The sequence below is a fragment of the Amycolatopsis rubida genome (genome assembly GCF_900115345.1).
GTDB lineage: Bacteria > Actinomycetota > Actinomycetes > Mycobacteriales > Pseudonocardiaceae > Amycolatopsis > Amycolatopsis rubida.
Genome location: NZ_FOWC01000003.1, coordinates 38,181 through 53,593, shown reverse-complemented (window position 1 = coordinate 53,593; position 15,413 = coordinate 38,181). Strand labels below are relative to the sequence as shown.

At 70.4% G+C, this 15,413-nt stretch carries 18 protein-coding genes; all 18 read right to left on the bottom strand.

The window, feature by feature from the left end; all coding sequences use genetic code 11:
* Positions 1-61 precede the first annotated feature (61 nt).
* Positions 62-817: a TIGR03943 family putative permease subunit gene (locus BM362_RS14630; RefSeq protein ID WP_093573483.1), complete on the bottom strand. Its 756-nt coding sequence runs from the start codon at positions 815-817 to the stop codon at positions 62-64.
* Positions 814-1,833 (bottom strand): permease, encoded by a 1,020-nt coding sequence (locus BM362_RS14625; protein ID WP_067586400.1) that lies wholly within the window; start codon positions 1,831-1,833, stop codon positions 814-816. Before BM362_RS14625 ends, BM362_RS14630 begins: the two co-directional genes overlap by 4 nt.
* Positions 1,834-2,706: 873 nt before the next feature.
* Positions 2,707-3,126, bottom strand: coding sequence for a YbjN domain-containing protein (locus BM362_RS14620; RefSeq protein WP_067586396.1), 420 nt, complete (start codon positions 3,124-3,126; stop codon positions 2,707-2,709).
* Complete coding sequence (locus tag BM362_RS14615; RefSeq protein WP_093573481.1) at positions 3,123-3,941, bottom strand: isoprenyl transferase; 819 nt, start codon at positions 3,939-3,941, stop codon at positions 3,123-3,125. The genes BM362_RS14620 and BM362_RS14615 overlap by 4 nt, the downstream gene beginning before the upstream one ends.
* A gap of 26 nt (positions 3,942-3,967) precedes the next feature.
* Positions 3,968-4,744: a DNA repair protein RecO gene (gene recO, locus BM362_RS14610; protein ID WP_093573480.1), complete on the bottom strand. Its 777-nt coding sequence runs from the start codon at positions 4,742-4,744 to the stop codon at positions 3,968-3,970.
* Between the two features lie 49 nt (positions 4,745-4,793).
* Positions 4,794-5,255: a CD225/dispanin family protein gene (locus BM362_RS14605; RefSeq protein ID WP_067586390.1), complete on the bottom strand. Its 462-nt coding sequence runs from the start codon at positions 5,253-5,255 to the stop codon at positions 4,794-4,796.
* Positions 5,256-5,300: 45 nt separating this feature from the next.
* A complete protein-coding gene (locus tag BM362_RS14600; protein ID WP_107309533.1) occupies positions 5,301-6,242 on the bottom strand; it encodes an RDD family protein in 942 nt (313 codons plus the stop codon).
* Positions 6,243-6,417: 175 nt separating this feature from the next.
* Entirely contained in the window at positions 6,418-6,873 is a 456-nt protein-coding gene (locus BM362_RS14595) for a DUF2752 domain-containing protein (protein ID WP_161269528.1), read from the bottom strand.
* Positions 6,864-7,193 carry a CD225/dispanin family protein gene (locus BM362_RS14590; protein WP_067586377.1) on the bottom strand — a complete coding sequence of 110 codons (330 nt, stop codon included), beginning with the start codon at positions 7,191-7,193 and terminating at the stop codon, positions 6,864-6,866. The genes BM362_RS14595 and BM362_RS14590 overlap by 10 nt, the downstream gene beginning before the upstream one ends.
* 76 nt (positions 7,194-7,269) lie before the next feature.
* A complete protein-coding gene (era, locus tag BM362_RS14585) occupies positions 7,270-8,169 on the bottom strand; it encodes a GTPase Era (RefSeq protein WP_093573479.1) in 900 nt (299 codons plus the stop codon).
* A complete protein-coding gene (locus tag BM362_RS14580) occupies positions 8,166-8,504 on the bottom strand; it encodes a cytidine deaminase (RefSeq protein WP_067586374.1) in 339 nt (112 codons plus the stop codon). The genes era and BM362_RS14580 overlap by 4 nt, the downstream gene beginning before the upstream one ends.
* Positions 8,497-9,822, bottom strand: coding sequence for a hemolysin family protein (locus BM362_RS14575; RefSeq protein WP_067586371.1), 1,326 nt, complete (start codon positions 9,820-9,822; stop codon positions 8,497-8,499). Before BM362_RS14575 ends, BM362_RS14580 begins: the two co-directional genes overlap by 8 nt.
* A gap of 9 nt (positions 9,823-9,831) precedes the next feature.
* Positions 9,832-10,383, bottom strand: a complete 552-nt coding sequence (gene ybeY, locus BM362_RS14570; RefSeq protein WP_067586368.1) for an rRNA maturation RNase YbeY — start codon at positions 10,381-10,383, stop codon at positions 9,832-9,834.
* The gene (locus BM362_RS14565) at positions 10,380-11,426 is read right to left on the bottom strand and encodes a PhoH family protein (RefSeq protein WP_067586365.1); all 1,047 of its coding nucleotides are present in this window, start codon (positions 11,424-11,426) and stop codon (positions 10,380-10,382) included. The genes ybeY and BM362_RS14565 overlap by 4 nt, the downstream gene beginning before the upstream one ends.
* A 94-nt stretch (positions 11,427-11,520) precedes the next feature.
* Positions 11,521-11,898: a histidine triad nucleotide-binding protein gene (locus tag BM362_RS14560; RefSeq protein WP_067586362.1), complete on the bottom strand. Its 378-nt coding sequence runs from the start codon at positions 11,896-11,898 to the stop codon at positions 11,521-11,523.
* 404 nt (positions 11,899-12,302) lie between these two features.
* Positions 12,303-13,055, bottom strand: coding sequence for a 16S rRNA (uracil(1498)-N(3))-methyltransferase (locus BM362_RS14555; protein WP_067586359.1), 753 nt, complete (start codon positions 13,053-13,055; stop codon positions 12,303-12,305).
* Positions 13,056-13,057: 2 nt separating this feature from the next.
* Positions 13,058-14,221 carry a molecular chaperone DnaJ gene (gene dnaJ / locus BM362_RS14550; protein WP_067586356.1) on the bottom strand — a complete coding sequence of 388 codons (1,164 nt, stop codon included), beginning with the start codon at positions 14,219-14,221 and terminating at the stop codon, positions 13,058-13,060.
* A 41-nt stretch (positions 14,222-14,262) separates the two neighbouring features.
* A complete protein-coding gene (gene hrcA / locus BM362_RS14545) occupies positions 14,263-15,288 on the bottom strand; it encodes a heat-inducible transcriptional repressor HrcA (protein WP_067586354.1) in 1,026 nt (341 codons plus the stop codon).
* Positions 15,289-15,413: the final 125 nt, after the last annotated feature.

The window sequence follows — 15,413 nt, the reverse complement described above, 5'->3', positions numbered from 1 at the left end:
CCGAGGCGGCGGTCCTCGTTCCGTGGCGGGCGCGGCGGACATGTCGGCGGTGTCGCTCCTTTCAGTATTCATACGGATCCTTTGGCGCGGTGATCCGTTCGACTGTCACCGGGACCAGATCCGGCGTGTAGCTGTTGGCCTCGGTCGCGGTGCCCGGGACGATCTGGCCCGCGACGCGCAGCCACGTGTCGCTCGGGAAGCGGTCGGCGCCGCCGCCTTTGAGGTGCACCGTGACGGGGGCCGCGTCCGCTGCGCAGCAGCTGATTACCAAGCGGGCCAACAGGGTTTGGCCTCCGGTATGCACCACGAAGCCGGAGATCTCGACGGTGCGTCCGTTCATGGTTCCGTTGGCATCCCAGCCTGCGCGCGTGACGACCTCGTTCATCGCCATCGGCACCACGGCTCCGGCGGGGAGCGGCGGGAACGCGGCCGCCGAGGTGGTCGCGGCGCTGGCGGGAAGGCGTGCTTCGGTGCGGGTGACCGAATCCGCGCCGAGTGCGGGCGGGGCGACGAGGAACACCGCCAGCACCGGGACGACGAGCAGCCAGGCCGAGCGCGCGGGGTGATGGTGATGGCCGTGCGCGTCTGGATGTTCGGCGCCTGCTTCGGGTTCGTGCGCTGCTTTCGCCGCGGCGCGCGCGGCTGCGATGTCCCGGATGATGGCTGTCGCGCCCAGCAGCAGCATCACCGCGCCGCCGGCGATGATCCATGGTTGCTGGGCGGGTTTTACGTAGCGCAGGTAGTCGCCGTTGAGCGCGATCTTCACCAGGGCGCCGCCCAGGAGGATCAGCAGTACGTTCTGGGTTTCGCGCCTCATCGGACGCCTCCGAGGAAGATCACGCCCGCGACAGTTCCGCAGGCGATCGCCACCACGAAGGTGACCGGGGCGAACCGCGCGGCGAAGGAACGGCCGAAAGTGCCGGTCTGCAAAGCGAAAAGCTTGACGTCGACGGCCGGGCCGACCACCAGGAACACCAGCTTCGGCAGCAAGGGAACGGCGGTGAGGGAAGCCGCGACGAACGCGTCGGCCTCGCTGCACAACGCGAGGACCACGGCGAGGACCGCCATCACCACCACGCCGACGATGATCTGCCCGGACAGCACTTCGAACCACTTCGCGGGCACGAGAACGTTGAGCGAGGCGGAAATCAGCGCGCCGAGGACGAGGAATCCGCCAGCTTCCACGAGATCGGTGCGAGCGGTTTCGGCGAACACGCGCCATCGCTGTCCCGGCTGGACATCGGGCAAGCGGCGCAGCGCCCGTTCGGTGATCCAGGAAAGCTTGCCCCAGCGGGCCCAGATCCAGCCCATCACCATCGCGGTGGCGAGCGAGCCGGCGAACCGCCCGAACACCATTTCCGGACGGCCGGGGAAGGCGACCGCGGTGGCCACCAGCACGACCGGGTTCACCGCGGGCGCGGCGAGCAGGAAGGTGAGCGCGGCGGCGGGTGCGACGCCTTGGCCGATCAACCTGCGCGCGACGGGAACCGACGCGCATTCGCAGCCAGGCAAGGCGACTCCGGCCAGCCCGGCCACGCCGACCGCGGCCGACGCTTTCTTCGGCAGCACCCGTTCCAGCGCGCGAGCGGGCACGAAAGCGGCGATCGCACCGCTGATCAGCACGCCGAGCACGAGGAACGGCAGCGCCTGCACGCACACCGCGACGAACACGGTGGATCCGGTACGCAGCGCGGGCACGTCGAAGAGGTCTTGGAGCTTGCTTTGCGCGAGGACCGCGACCAGCAGGACGGCACACAGGATCTCGATGGAGCTGATCCGGAACCGGCGCGTGCGGGGGCGTTCCTCGGCGGTGTTGTTGGAAAGGGTTTCCACGAAGGCGATGATGCCAGCCGGGTCCGACAGAACCCCAGCCGCCGGTGGTGCGAGGGGACCCGTCGCGCCGGTTTTGCGTGAATGTCACCCGATCGGGAGGGAGGAAGGGGCGGAAACGGGCGGGCGGCGCGGGGAGGGAGCGCCGGGTGGTGGAGCGGCTTGGACGGAAGGGCTTGGCGGCGAAGCGGCAGACCGAGCGGACAGGACTCCACACGCAGCACGCAACCCAAGCCAAGACGAGCGGCGGGACGGCCCGAACCGAAAGACTTGGCAGCAAAGCAGCACACCGGACAGACAGGACCCACACACAGCACGCGCAACCCAACCCAGACGAACAGCGGGACAGCCCGAACCGAAAGACTTGGCAGCAAAGCAGCACACCGAACAGACAGGACCCACACACAGCACGCGCAACCCAACCCAGACGAACAGCGGAGCAGCCCGAACCGAAAGACTTGGCAGCAAAGCAGCACACCGAACAGACAGGACCACACACAGCACGCGCAACCCAAGCCAAGCCAAACGGTAGAGCAACCGCGAACACGGGGAAGCCAGCGCGAAGCCAAGCAGGCGGCTGCCAGCGACGCTGGTCAGGCGCGAAGTTCGGCCCGGCTAGGGAGATCCGCGAGACGGGAGAAACACCTGCGAGCGAGGAGCCCGCGAGTTCCGTCCGGATGAGGTGGGCAGGGAACGTGGTCTGGCCAAGGAGAGCCCGCCAAGGAGCGAGGCGTCAGCGACACTCACGGGAGCGTTAAGCCGATCAGGCAGCGAACCCGCCGCCAGGCTGTGCGGACCGAGGCCAAAGCAGCAGCGAAGCGGAACAGCCGGGCCGAAAACGCCGGCCAGAACAGGCAATCCCGGCCGAAACCCGGCTCAGGCCTCCACCCCGGGCAACTCGGTACGCAACTGCGAAGCAGTGGAAACCACCAGCATCAGCAACGTCCCCAGCGGCGAAGGGTCCATCCCCTCCGCAGGGAAGGCGTACCGCAGGGTCACGTCCACCCCGCGCTCCGTGTGGCCGACGCCCAGCGTCCCGAACAAGCCCTGCCCGGCCCGCTCGGCGACCGCTACCGCGATGGCCGGGTCGTCGGGCAGGTCCCAGGCCACCACGCAGGTCAGGCTGAGCACCGTCAGGCCGTCGGCGAGGCGGGTCGCCTGGATGACGCAGGGGACGTCCGCGTGGGAGAACGTGATCGCGCCGTCGTCGTCGACGTGGACTTCCAGGTAGCGTTCCAGTGCTTCGCGCGCCCGGGTGAGCAGTGCGCCGGTCTCGGCGGCTTCCGCGGTGCTCATTTCGTGCTCCCTGCCTGGTCCACCGCGCCGCCGAACCGGCGGTCGCGTTTCGCGAAGTCGAGGCACGCCTGCCACAGGTGGGTCCGGTCGAAGTCCGGGAACAGCGTGTCCTGGTAGACCATCTCCGCGTACGCCGACTGCCACAGCAGGAAGTTCGACGTCCGCTGTTCGCCCGACGGCCGGAGGAACAGGTCCACGTCCGGCATGTCCGGCTGGTACAGGTACTTCGCGACAGTGCGCTCGTCGATCTTGCCCGGGTTGATCTTGCCCGCCGCGACGTCCTGGCCGATCCGGCGCATCGCGTCGCCCAGTTCCGCACGGCCGCCGTAGTTGACGCACATGGTCATGTTGAGCTTGGTGTTGTTCTTGGTTTTCTCTTCGGCGATCTGCAGTTCCTTGATCACGCTGGCCCACAGCTTCGGCCGCCGCCCCGCCCAGCGGATGCGCACGCCGATCGAGCCGAGGTAGTCGACCTGGCGGCGGATGGTGTCGCGGTTGAAGCCCATGAGGAACCGCACTTCCTCGGGGCTGCGCTTCCAGTTCTCCGTCGAGAAGGCGTACACCGAAAGCCATTTCACGCCGAGTTCGACCGCGCCGCTCGCGACGTCGATCATCACGGCCTCGCCGCGTTTGTGGCCCTCGATCCGCGGCAGGCCGCGCTGGTTGGCCCAGCGACCGTTGCCGTCCATGACCAGCGCGACGTGCTTCGGCACCAGGTCGGCCGGGATTTCCGGCGGTTTCGCGCCCGAGGGGTGCGGCTCCGGAGCCCGCAGCTCGTACCCCGCCGAGCGGGTCTCCCGTCCCCTGCGCAGCACTCGCGGCCTCCTGAAGAATGGACTTCCTACCCGGCCGACCCTACTGGGCCGGGCCCGGCGGCCTCCCGGGCACGCCGCTCCACGAGCGGGAGCGACCGCAGCTGCCGTTCCAGGTGCCACTGCAGATGCGCCGCGACCAGGCCGGACGCGTCCCGGCGGGTGATCCCCGGCGACGATTCCGCGACCGCCCACTCCCCCCGCAGCAGCGCGTCCAGCAGGGTCAGCACCTCGGGCGCGGGATGCACCGAACCGGCGATGCGGCAGTCCGGGCACATCGAGCCGCCCGCGGCGACGTTGAACGCGGCGTGCGGGCCGGGCAGGCCGCAGCGGGCGCATTCGGTGATCGCCGGGGCCCAGCCCGCGTAGGCCATGGCCCGGAGGAAGAACGCGTCGAGCACCAGCGACGCGTCCCGCTGCCCGCCGGCCAGCGCCCGCAACGCGCCCACGACCAGCAGGTACAGCTTCAGGACCGGTTCGCCCTCTTCAGCCGAGAGCCGGTCCGCGGTTTCCGCGATCGCCGACGCCGCGGTGTAGCGCTGGTAGTCGGCCACCAGCGGCAGGGCGAACGCGTCGACGGTCTCGACCTGGGTGATGACGTCGAGCGACCGGCCGGGATAGAACTGCGCGTCCACGTGCCCGAACGGCTCCAGCCGCGCCCCGAACCGCGACGACGTGCGCCGCACGCCCTTCGCGACGGCCCGGACCTTGCCGTGCCGCCTCGTGAGCAGGGTGACGATCCGGTCGGCCTCGCCCAGCTTGTGCGTGCGCAGCACCACCCCGGTGTCGCGGTAGAGGTTCACCACCCCGACATCGTCGCACTTCGCCGTCGATGCCGGGGCGGGACACCCTGGTTCAGCAATAGCGGCCGGTGCAGTAGTAGCTGTGCACCTCGGACGCGGCCGTGAGGCCGACGATGATCAGGATGATCGCGACGACCCAGCCGAGCGCCCCGAGGATGGTGGCGATGAGGCACAGCGTCTTCGTCGTCTGCGACGCCTGCTGAGCCATCGCGTAGTTGCCCTGCATCTTGTACGTCTGGACTTCGTTCGACTTCATGATCGCGAAGATCGCGAGGATCCACATCAGGAAGATGCAGCCGATCGCCCAGCCCTTGTAGTCCTTGATGGCGCTCAGGTCGCCGCCGGGCGCGCCGCCGAAGCCGGGCTGGCCGTACGGCGCGGGCTGGCCGTAGGGCTGCTGCGGGTACGGCTGCGCGGGCGTCGCACCGGACTGCGGGTACGGCTGCTGCTGGCCGTAGGGCTGCTGCGGCTGGCCGCCGTAGGGCTGCTGGGGCTGGCCGTAGGGATTGGTCATCTGGGTTCCCCCGAGTTCCTCGTACTTACCGTGATCCGGTGCGGATCAGGACTGGGCCGGACCGGGCTTCGGCGATTCCGGCTTGATCATCTGCGTCGCGGGCGGGCGCACGACCTGGGTCGGCTCGGGCCGGTCGAACGGCGTGGGACCCGGCTGGCCGAACGCGGGCCGCGGCGGGACGCCGGGCTGGGCGAATCCTTGCTGCGGCGGCGTTCCCGGGACCGGCGGCCAGCCGAATCCCGGCCGCGGAGCCCCGGATCCGGGCGATGCGGCGGGAAAAGCGGCGTTCGGCGACGGCTGCCCGAATCCCGGTTGCGGCGCGGGGCCGGGCTGACCCGGGAAACCACCGTTCTGGCCGGGAAACCCGCCCGGCTGGCCGAACCCGCCGGGCAGGCCGGGAAACCCGCCCGGCCGCGCGAACCCGCCCTGTCCGAAACCCGGTGCGCCCGCAGGCTCGGGACCGGCGCGCACCACGACGGTGCTGAGGATCTTGTCCGAGAACGTCTGCGCCTTGTCGTCCCACAGCGGCCACAGGTAGCCGAGTCCGAGCGCCATGCTGTCCAGCGCGTGCGCGACGTCGCGGACGAACGCCATTCCGGCCCCGATCGGTTCGCCGGTGGCCTCGCTGACGAGTTTGATGCCGGCGATCCGCTTGCCCAGCGACTGGCCGGTGGCACCGCCGTTGATCCAGCGGTTGAAGACGGTCCAGGCGAGAGTGCCGAGAATCGCGAGGAGGTAGACGATCGTGCCCGCGGCACCGGAGACCAGCGACACGAGCACGGCGATCAGGACCCCGGCGAGAAGCGGGGCGAAGTCGACGAGGTAGGCGCCGGCGCGCTGGCCCCAGTCCGCGTGGACCGGGCCCGCGCTGTACGGCTGGCCGAAGCCCGCGGGGTGGGGGTAGCCCGGTGCCTGCTGTCCCGGCGGCGCGCCGAACGGCGGTCCGCCTTGAGGCGGGCCGCCGGGCTGGCCGTAGGGATAGGTCATCGAGTGTCCCCCTCGTTGCTGCAAAGCTGACCTGGCCGCGTCCGCTGTGGACACGTCAGTGCGCGGGAGCGTACCTCGTCCGGAAGGGCGAGGCCGAGCAGGTGTCCGCGTCAGGTGCGGCGTTGGACGGCCCCGCCGCCGAACCGGTTCCGGGGACGGCGAAAACCGGGCTAACTCAAACGGACAGGCCGGTGAACGGCGCGAACGGAATGTTGCGCGCCACGAACCACAGGACGAACACGACCGCGACGACGTGCGGCGTCCAGCGCCAGTGCAGCCAGGACCGCATCGTCCGGCCGCGCAGCCGACCCATCGTCCAGGCGAGACCGCTCCACGCGAAGAACGCGGCGAACACCAAGGCCACCGCGTTGTAGTGCAGTGCCGCGGAAAAATCGCCGTGCAGCACGCTGTAGGCCATGCGGAGCCCGCCGCAGCCGGGGCAGTCGATCCCGAAAAGCAGCTTCGTCGGGCACACCGGGAGCGGGCCGCCGGGAGTGGTCGGATCGCCGAACCACACGGCGACGCAGGCGAGGCCGATTCCGCCCGCCGCGGCCGCCGGACCGGCGAGAGCCTTTGCCACCGCGCGGGTTCCGCGCGCCGGCTGTCCGGTGTAGACGGTGCTCAATGCCACCAGAGCACGTTTCCGGCGACCAGCAGCACGACGATCGCGACGATCACGTACAGCCCGATCAGGATCGCGACGCTGAGCGCCGACCACATCGCCCACTTGCGCGCCTCGTCCGCCGCGCGGTGCGCTTCGGCCGCGTATCCCTGGTACCACAAGGTGTTCACCTGGCTGGCCTTGACGATCGCGACGATCCCCAGCGGCAGGCAGCAGAACACCGTCGCCAGGATCGCCCACACCAGGTTGCTGTCGGGCGGCGGCGGATACTGCGGCGGGTAGCCGTACGACGGAGGGTACGGGCCCTGCGGCGGATACGGGCCGGTCATGCGGTCCCCCTGGGCAAATCGGATGCGGTTCGGGTCGACGCTACCTGCCCGCGCCGCCGGGCGGGATCACAACCGGTCAGAAACCCAGCCTGCGCAGCTGCTTCGGGTCCCGCTGCCAATCCTTGGCCACCTTGATGTGCAGGTCGAGATACACCTTCGTGCCCAGCAGCCGTTCGATGTGCTTGCGCGCGGTCGCGCCGACCTCGCGCAGCCGTTCGCCCTTGTGCCCGAGGATGATCCCCTTCTGGCTGGGGCGTTCCACGTACAGCAGCGCGTGGATGTCGATGAGGTCGTCGCGGTCCTCGCGCGGGAGCATTTCCTCGACGGTCACCGCGATGGAGTGCGGCAGTTCGTCGCGGACGCCTTCGAGCGCGGCTTCGCGGATCAGCTCGGCGACGAGGGTCTGCTCGGGCTCGTCGGTGAGCTCGCCGCCCGGGTACAGCTGCGGTCCCTCGGGCAACCGCCGCACCAGCAGGTCGGCGACGGTCTGCACCTGGAAACCGTCGACGGCCGACACCGGCACGAGGTCGGCGAACTCCATCACCTCTTGCAGCGCGAGCAGCTGCTCGGCGACCTGCTCCGGCTTCACGAGGTCGGTCTTGGTGACGATGCCGAGCACCGGGGTGCGCCGGGCGATCTTCGCCAGCTCGGCGGCGATGAACCGGTCGCCGGGGCCGACTTTCTCGTTGGCGGGCACGCAGAACCCGACGACGTCCACTTCGGACCAGGTCTCGTGCACGATGTCGTTGAGCCGCTGGCCGAGCAGCGTGCGCGGGCGATGCAGGCCCGGGGTGTCGATGATCACCAGCTGCGCGTCGTCGCGGTGCACGATGCCGCGGATCGCGTGCCGGGTGGTCTGCGGTTTGCTGGAGGTGATCGCGACCTTCGTGCCGACGAGCGCGTTCGTGAGCGTCGATTTTCCGGCGTTGGGGCGGCCGACGAAGCAGGCGAAACCGGAACGGTGCGGTTCGGTCACGGGCGTTGCACCTCGACCACGGTGCCGGACGGGTCGGCCCGGACGATCGGCGCCAGCTTCGCGACGTCGCGGACCGCGTGCACGGACGCCTCGGCGACCAGCGCGTCGGCGGTGACCACGGCGGCGGCTTCGAGCCCTTCGGCACCGCTGGACAGGGCGGCGGCGACGGCCGCTTGCAGTGCGGTGAGCTGGAACGACGGCTGGTCGACGGTGGTCGCGGCGTAGGTGCGGCCGTCGGTGTCGCGGACCGCGGCGCCTTCGTCCGCGCCGGTGCGGGCGCGGGCCGAACGGGCCAGCGTGACCAGCTTCTGGTCCTCGGCGTCGAGGTCAGGCATGTTCGACTCTCCTGTCGTGCTCTTCGGGCTGGGGCGGGCGGGTGCGCGGGCGCGCCGACGACGGCCGGACGACCACTGAGGTGATGCGCATCCGGCCGCGGCGGTCCTTGCCCCCTTCGGCGAACAGCCGAAGTCCGGCGACCTCGGCTTCGGCCCCCGGCAGCGGGACCCTACCCAGTCGCTCGGCGAGCAGCCCGCCCACGGTCTCCACGTCGTGGTCTTCGAGGTCGATGCCGAACAGTTCGCCGAGGTCGTCGACGCCCAGCCGGGACGACACGCGGACCGAACCGTCCTCGAGTTCCTCGACCTCGGGGCGTTCGTCGGCGTCGGATTCGTCGGTGATCTCGCCGACGATCTCCTCGAGGATGTCCTCGATGGTGAGCAGGCCGGCGGTGCCGCCGTACTCGTCCACCGCGATCGCCATGTGGTTGTGCGTGCGCTGCATTTCCTTGAGCAGCTCGTCGAGCCGTTTGGAGTCGGGCACGAAGCTCGCCGGGTTCATCACCGCGTCGACGACCGTGCTCGGCCCGTCCGGGCCCATGTACTCGGGCATGAGGTCTTTGATGTTGACCACGCCGACGATGTCGTCGACCGAATCGTCGATCACCGGGACGCGGGTGAAGCCGGTGCGCAGCGCGAGCGCGAGGGCCTGGCGCACGGTTTTGGTGCGTTCGATCCACACGATTTCGGTGCGCGGCACCATGACCTCGCGGGCGACGGTGTCGCCGAGTTCGAACACCGAGTGGATCATCTCGCGTTCGGAGTCCTCGACGACGCCGCGTTCCTGGGCGAGGTCGACCAGCTCGCGCAGTTCGACTTCGGAGGTGAACGGGCCTTCGCGGAAGCCGCGGCCGGGGGTGATCGCGTTGCCGAGCACGATCAGCAGCCGCGACAGCGGGCCGAGGACCGTGCCGAGGGCGCGGACCGGTCCGGCGACGATCGTGCCGACGCGGTACGGGTGCTGGCGGCCGATGGTGCGCGGGCCGACGCCGATGAGGACGTAGCTGACCACGACCATGACGACCGCGGACACCAGGATCGCCAGCCACAGCCGGTCGAACCAGGCGACGAAGGCCACGGTGACCAGCACCGTGGCGGTGAGTTCGCAGGCCAGCCGCAGCAGGAGCAGCAGGTTGATGTGCCTGCGGCGTTCGGCGACGACCGCGGCGAGCTGGCGGGCTCCGACGCGGCCGGTGCGGACGAGGCCGTCGACTCTGGCTTGCGACACTGTGCCGACCGCGGCGTCCGCGGCGGCGAACACGCCCGCGAGCAGCACCAGTGTCACCGCGATGACGACCTGTGCCGGGGGGTTTCCCATGATCGGAGCCTAGGGCGTTTCCCCGGACTGCGGCGTGTCGAGGCCGGCGATGCCGAGCACGCGGTCGTCGACGTCGCGTTGCGCGTCGCGGGCCTGGTGCGCGGCGACCGCGGCCTGGAACTCGCCGAGGATCCGCTTCTGCAGCCCGAACATCTCGCGTTCCTCGGCGGGTTCGGCGTGGTCGTAGCCGAGCAGGTGGAGGCAGCCGTGGACGGTGAGCAGGTGCAGTTCGTCGATCAGCCGGTGGCCCGCGGTTTTCGCCTGGTCTTTCGCGAAAGCCGGGCAGAGCACGATGTCGCCGAGCAGCGCCGGGGACGAGTCGGGCGCGTCGGGGCGGCGCGAGGAGTCGAGTTCGTCCATCGGGAAGGCCATGACGTCGGTGGGCCCGGGCAGGTCCATCCACCGTTCGTGGAGGTCTTCCATCACCTCAAGAGTGACGCACAGGATGGACAGCTCGGCGAGCGGGCTGACCTCCATTTTCTCGAGGGTGTAGCGCGCCGCGGAGACGATGGACGCCTCGTCGACGTCGACGCCGGATTCGTTGGCGATCTCGATGCTCATCGGCGGGCGCCCTTCCAGCCGCCGGTCTGCCGCTCTTGCGCGTCCTGCACGGCCTGCCACTTCTCGTACGCGTCGACGATGTCGCCGACCAGTTTGTGCCGGACGACGTCCTGGCTGGTCAGCTCGGCGAAGTGCAGGTCCTCGACGCCGCCGAGGATGTCGCGCACGACGCGGAGCCCGCTGCGCTGCCCGCCGGGGAGGTCGATCTGGGTGATGTCGCCGGTGACGACGATCTTGGCCCCGAACCCGAGGCGGGTGAGGAACATCTTCATCTGCTCGGGCGTGGTGTTCTGCGCCTCGTCGAGGATGATGAAGGCGTCGTTCAGGGTTCTGCCCCGCATATAGGCCAGCGGTGCGATTTCGATCGTGCCCGCCTGCATGAGCCGCGGAATCGACTCCGGTTCGACCATGTCGTGGAGTGCGTCGTAGAGCGGACGCAGATACGGGTCGATCTTCTCGTTCAGGGTCCCCGGCAGGTACCCGAGCCGCTCGCCCGCCTCGACCGCCGGGCGGGTCAGCACGATCCGGGTAACCTGCTTGGCCTGCAACGCCTGCACGGCCTTCGCCATCGCGAGGTACGTCTTGCCCGTGCCGGCGGGCCCGATGCCGAAAACGATCGTGTGCTTGTCGATCGCGTCCACGTACCGCTTCTGGTTCAGCGTCTTGGGCCGGATGGTCTTCCCGCGCCGCGACACGATGTTGAGACTCAGCACCTCCGCGGGCGACGCGTCCCCGCTGGACAGCATCCCCACCGTCCGCCGCACCGTGTCGGGCCCGACCTGCTGCCCGCCGCCGGCGAGCTGCACCAGCTCGGTGAAGACCCGCTCCGCGAACGCCACATCAGCCGCGGCACCGGTCAACGTGACCTCGGTGCCGCGCACGTGCACGTCCGCGGCCAGCAGCTCTTCGGCCACCCGCAAATTCTCGTCCCGGGACCCCAGCAGGCTCAGCTGAGCCGCCTCCGGGATGGGAAACCGAACCTGCGCCTCGGCCGATTCCCCAGTGTCAGGTCGGGCGGCTCCACCCGTCTCAGTTCCGGCCACGTGGCCTCGGTCCTGCTTTCTGCGCACTTCGCAAGTCAACGTACAGGGACCCCATAGATGCTACTTGTCCCCGACACTCACTCGCAGCCCGGTTTCAGCGCGCCCCGGCCTGCGGCTTCCCGAACAACCCCAGCTGCTCGCCGCCGAGCACATGGGCGTGCACATGAAACACCGTCTGCCCAGCGTCGGCATCAGTGTTGAAAACCACCCGATACCCGCTCTCGGAGATCTCCTCGATCTCCGCCACCTTCCGCGCCGTCACCAACACCCGGGAGAGCAACTCCGGGTCCGCCTCCGCCAACTCCCCCACGTTCCGGTACCTCTTCCGAGGCACCACGAGCACGTGCACCCGCGCCTGCGGATTGATGTCCCGGAACGCGAATGTGGCGTCGTCCTGATACACCACCTCCGCCGGAATCTCCCCAGCGATAATCCGCTCGAACAACGTCTCCGCCGCACCCGCATCGCTCATCCCAACACCCTACAAAGCGAAGCACCCACACGAAACGCACCACGCACCACCGCACGACACGCAACCACCGCACGACACGCAACCACCGCACCGCGGGGGTCCGGGGGCTCGGCCCCCGGGAGCAATAGCGAAACCAGCGGCGGCGAGAATCGCGCCAGCGATGCGAAGACGCCGCGGCGCGGTGGAGCCTGGGGGTCGCTCCACCGCCGCCGCGGCTCCGCCGGACCGAGGGGGGAGGTGCCCGGCGGGGTATGGGTTCGCGTACTCAAGGGTAATGCCCGCCTGCGGGCGGGCCGAAACCCTCGTGTTCGCACGCCTGCGGAGCAGAGTAGCTGGCGGGGGTGCGGCGCGCCATCACCTGGTGCGGATGTTTAGGGGGTTCTGCCGGGTTCTGCGGGTGCCGGTCAGTGCCAGCGGCCGGTGAGGACGCCTAGCGCGCCCAGCGCGACGGCGGCTGCCGTGGAGGTGCGCAGGACGGTCGGGCCGAGGCGGACGGTGGTGGCTCCGGCTTCTTCGAGGATCGCGAGTTCGTCGTCGGTGATGCCGCCTTCGGGGCCGACGACGAGGAGGAGGTCGCCGCCGCCGGGGAGGTCGAGGTCGGTGAGTGTGCTGGTGACGCCGGATTCGAGGACGAGGGTCGCGGACATCGTGGCGGCCAGCTGCGCGAGTTCGCGGGTGCCGGCTGGTTCGGCGACGGCGGGCACGTGGGCGCGGCGGGCTTGTTTCGCGGCCGAGCGGGCGGTGGCGCGCCAGCGGGCGAGGGCTTTCTCGCCGCGGGGTCCGTCGTCCCAGCGGGCGACGCTGCGGGCGGCGCGCCAGGGCACGATCGCGTCCGCGCCGGCTTCGGTGGCCAGTTCGACCGCCAGCTCCCCGCGGTCGCCCTTGGCGAGCGCCTGGGCGACGTGAACGCGCAGCGCGGGCGGTTCTTCTTGCCAGCGTTCGAGAACGGTGAGCGTGACCGAGGCCGCCCGGCCCGCTTCGACGGCGTCCACGGCGCAGCGGGCCATCGCGCCGGCGCCGTCGGAGAGCACGAGCTGCTCCCCCACGCGCAGCCGGCGCACGGTGGCCGCGTGCCGGGCTTCCTCGCCGTCGAGCAGCGCCCGTCCTTCGGCGGGCACCGCCGGGGCGAGGAAGACCGGCAGTGTGGTTTCCGGCACAGTCAGCGGTTCTTCGCGCGGAGCTTGGAGAACAGGCCGCCGTGCTTGCTGCCGTTGGCGGCGAGCGTCGGGACTTCTTCGCCGCGCTGCTGGGCCAGGTCGACGAGCAGGTCGCGCTGGGCCTCGTCGAGCTTGGTGGGCACCACGACGTCGATGTGCACGTGCAGGTCGCCGCGGCCGTCGACGCGGCCGGACGAGCGCAGCCGCGGCATGCCCTTGCCGGTGAGCACCAGTTCGGTGCTGGGCTGGGTGCCCGGCTCGATGTCGAGTTCGTAGTCGCCGTCGACCAGCGTGGCGATCGGGACCGTCGCGCCGAGCGCCGCGGTGGTCATCGGGATGCGGAAGTTGCAGTGCAGGTCGTTGCCCTCGCGGACGAACACCTCGTGCGGGGCCTCGTCGATCTCGACGTAGAGGTCGCCCGCCGGGCCGCCGCCGGGGCCGACCTCGCCCTGGCCGGACAGCCGGATCCGCATGCCGTCGCCGACGCCGGGCGGGATCTTCGCGGTGACGCCGCGCCGCGACCGGATCCGGCCGTCGCCGCCGCACTGGCGGCACGGGTCGGGGATGACCTCGCCGAAGCCGCGGCACACCGGGCACGGACGGGCCGTGACGACCTGGCCGAGGAACGACCGCTGCACGGACTGGACCTCGCCGGCCCCGCCGCAGGTGTCGCAGGTCTTGGTGCTCGTGCCCTCGGCGGTGCCCGCGCCGCGGCACAGGTCGCAGACGATCGCGGTGTCGACGGTGATCTCGCGGTCGACGCCGGTCGCGCACTCCTCAAGGGTGAGGCCGAGCCGGATCAGCGCGTCGGAGCCGGGCTGCACGCGGCTGCGCGGCCCGCGGCCCCGTCCGCCGCCTCCGCCTGCTGCGCCGAAGAACGCGTCCATGATGTCGCCGAGCCCGCCGAAGCCCGCGAACGGGTCGCCGCCCCCGCCGCCGCGGCCGCCCCCGTCCATCGGGTCGCCGCCGAGGTCGACGATCTTGCGCTTCTGCGGGTCGGAGAGCACCTCGTACGCGGTGGTCACCTCGCCGAAGCGGTGCTGGGCGTCCTCCGACGGGTTCACGTCGGGGTGCAGCTCACGGGCCAGCTTGCGGTACGCGCGCTTGATCTCCTGATCGCTCGCGTTCTTGGCCACCCCGAGGATCCCGTAGTAGTCCCTCGCCACGTTGCTCTGCCTTCTCCTTCGTGTTCCGCCCTCGCCGCCGGTCAGCGGCCGGACAGGATCTGCCCCACGTAGTTGGCGACCGCACGGACCGCCGCGATCGTGCCGGGGTAGTCCATCCTGGTCGGCCCGACGACGCCCATTCCCCCGAGCAGCATGTCGTCCCGGCCGTAGCCGATGGACACGACCGAGGTGCTGCGCATCTGCTCGTCCTCATTTTCCTCACCGATGAGCACGGTGACCGCACCGGGGTTGCGGGCGGCGGCGAGCAGCTTCAGCACCACCACCTGTTCCTCGAGCGCTTCGAGCACCTGGCGCAGCGATCCGGGGAAGTCCGCGACGTTGCGGGTGAGGTTGCCGGTGCCGCCGAGCACGATCCGCTCTTCCGGGTGCTCGACCAGCGATTCGACCAGTGCGGTGCAGATCCGGGTGAGGTGGTCGCGCAGGTCCGCCGGGGCGCCCTCGGGCAGCTCCGCCACGTTCGCCGCCGCGTCGGCCAGCCGCCGGCCGGCGAGCGCGCCGTTGAGCACCGTGCGCAGCCGCAGCACGGTCTCCTCGGTGACCACGTCGCCGAGGTCGACGGTGCGCTGGTCGACCCGGCCGGAGTCGGTGATCAGCACGAGCATGAGCCGTGCGGGCGTGAGCGGGACCACTTCGAGGTGCCGCGCCACGGTGTTGGTGAGCATCGGGTACTGCACCACCGCGACCTGGCGGGTGAGCTGCGCGAGCAGCCGGACCGACCGGCGCAGCACGTCGTCGAGGTCGGTGCCGGAGTCGAGGAAGCTGATGATCGCGCGCCGCTCGGCGGCCGACAGCGGCTTGATCTCCGAAAGCCGGTCGACGAACAGCCGGTACCCCTTGTCGGTCGGGATCCGGCCCGCGCTGGTGTGCGGCTGGGCGATGTACCCCTCTTCTTCCAGGGCGGCCATGTCGTTGCGCACGGTGGCACTGGAAACGCCGAGGTTGTGCCGCTCGACGATGGTCTTCGACCCGACCGGCTCCTGGTTCGAGACATAGTCGGCGACGATCGCGCGCAGCACCTCGAAGCGACGCTCGTCCGTGTTCGCCACCGGCACCTCCTTCGCGGTCCTCCTGCTACTCACAACGAGTTTACGGACCCGGCGGTGCCCGGCGCGCCCTCCGGTCCGGGCAGCCCGGAGTAAACGGCGGGCAAACAATTTTTAATAGCGACGAA

What these genes read in the sequence shown, in the direction of transcription:
- BM362_RS14630 (WP_093573483.1), bottom strand. Translation starts at nt 817, where the DNA reads ATGAGGCGCGAAACCCAGAACGTACTGCTGATCCTCCTGGGCGGCGCC.
- BM362_RS14620 (WP_067586396.1), bottom strand. Translation starts at nt 3,126, where the DNA reads ATGAGCACCGCGGAAGCCGCCGAGACCGGCGCACTGCTCACCCGGGCG.
- BM362_RS14605 (WP_067586390.1), bottom strand. Translation starts at nt 5,255, where the DNA reads ATGACCAATCCCTACGGCCAGCCCCAGCAGCCCTACGGCGGCCAGCCG.
- BM362_RS14600 (WP_107309533.1), bottom strand. Translation starts at nt 6,242, where the DNA reads ATGACCTATCCCTACGGCCAGCCCGGCGGCCCGCCTCAAGGCGGACCG.
- BM362_RS14590 (WP_067586377.1), bottom strand. Translation starts at nt 7,193, where the DNA reads ATGACCGGCCCGTATCCGCCGCAGGGCCCGTACCCTCCGTCGTACGGC.
- BM362_RS14580 (WP_067586374.1), bottom strand. Translation starts at nt 8,504, where the DNA reads ATGCCTGACCTCGACGCCGAGGACCAGAAGCTGGTCACGCTGGCCCGT.
- BM362_RS14575 (WP_067586371.1), bottom strand. Translation starts at nt 9,822, where the DNA reads ATGGGAAACCCCCCGGCACAGGTCGTCATCGCGGTGACACTGGTGCTG.
- ybeY (WP_067586368.1), bottom strand. Translation starts at nt 10,383, where the DNA reads ATGAGCATCGAGATCGCCAACGAATCCGGCGTCGACGTCGACGAGGCG.
- BM362_RS14560 (WP_067586362.1), bottom strand. Translation starts at nt 11,898, where the DNA reads ATGAGCGATGCGGGTGCGGCGGAGACGTTGTTCGAGCGGATTATCGCT.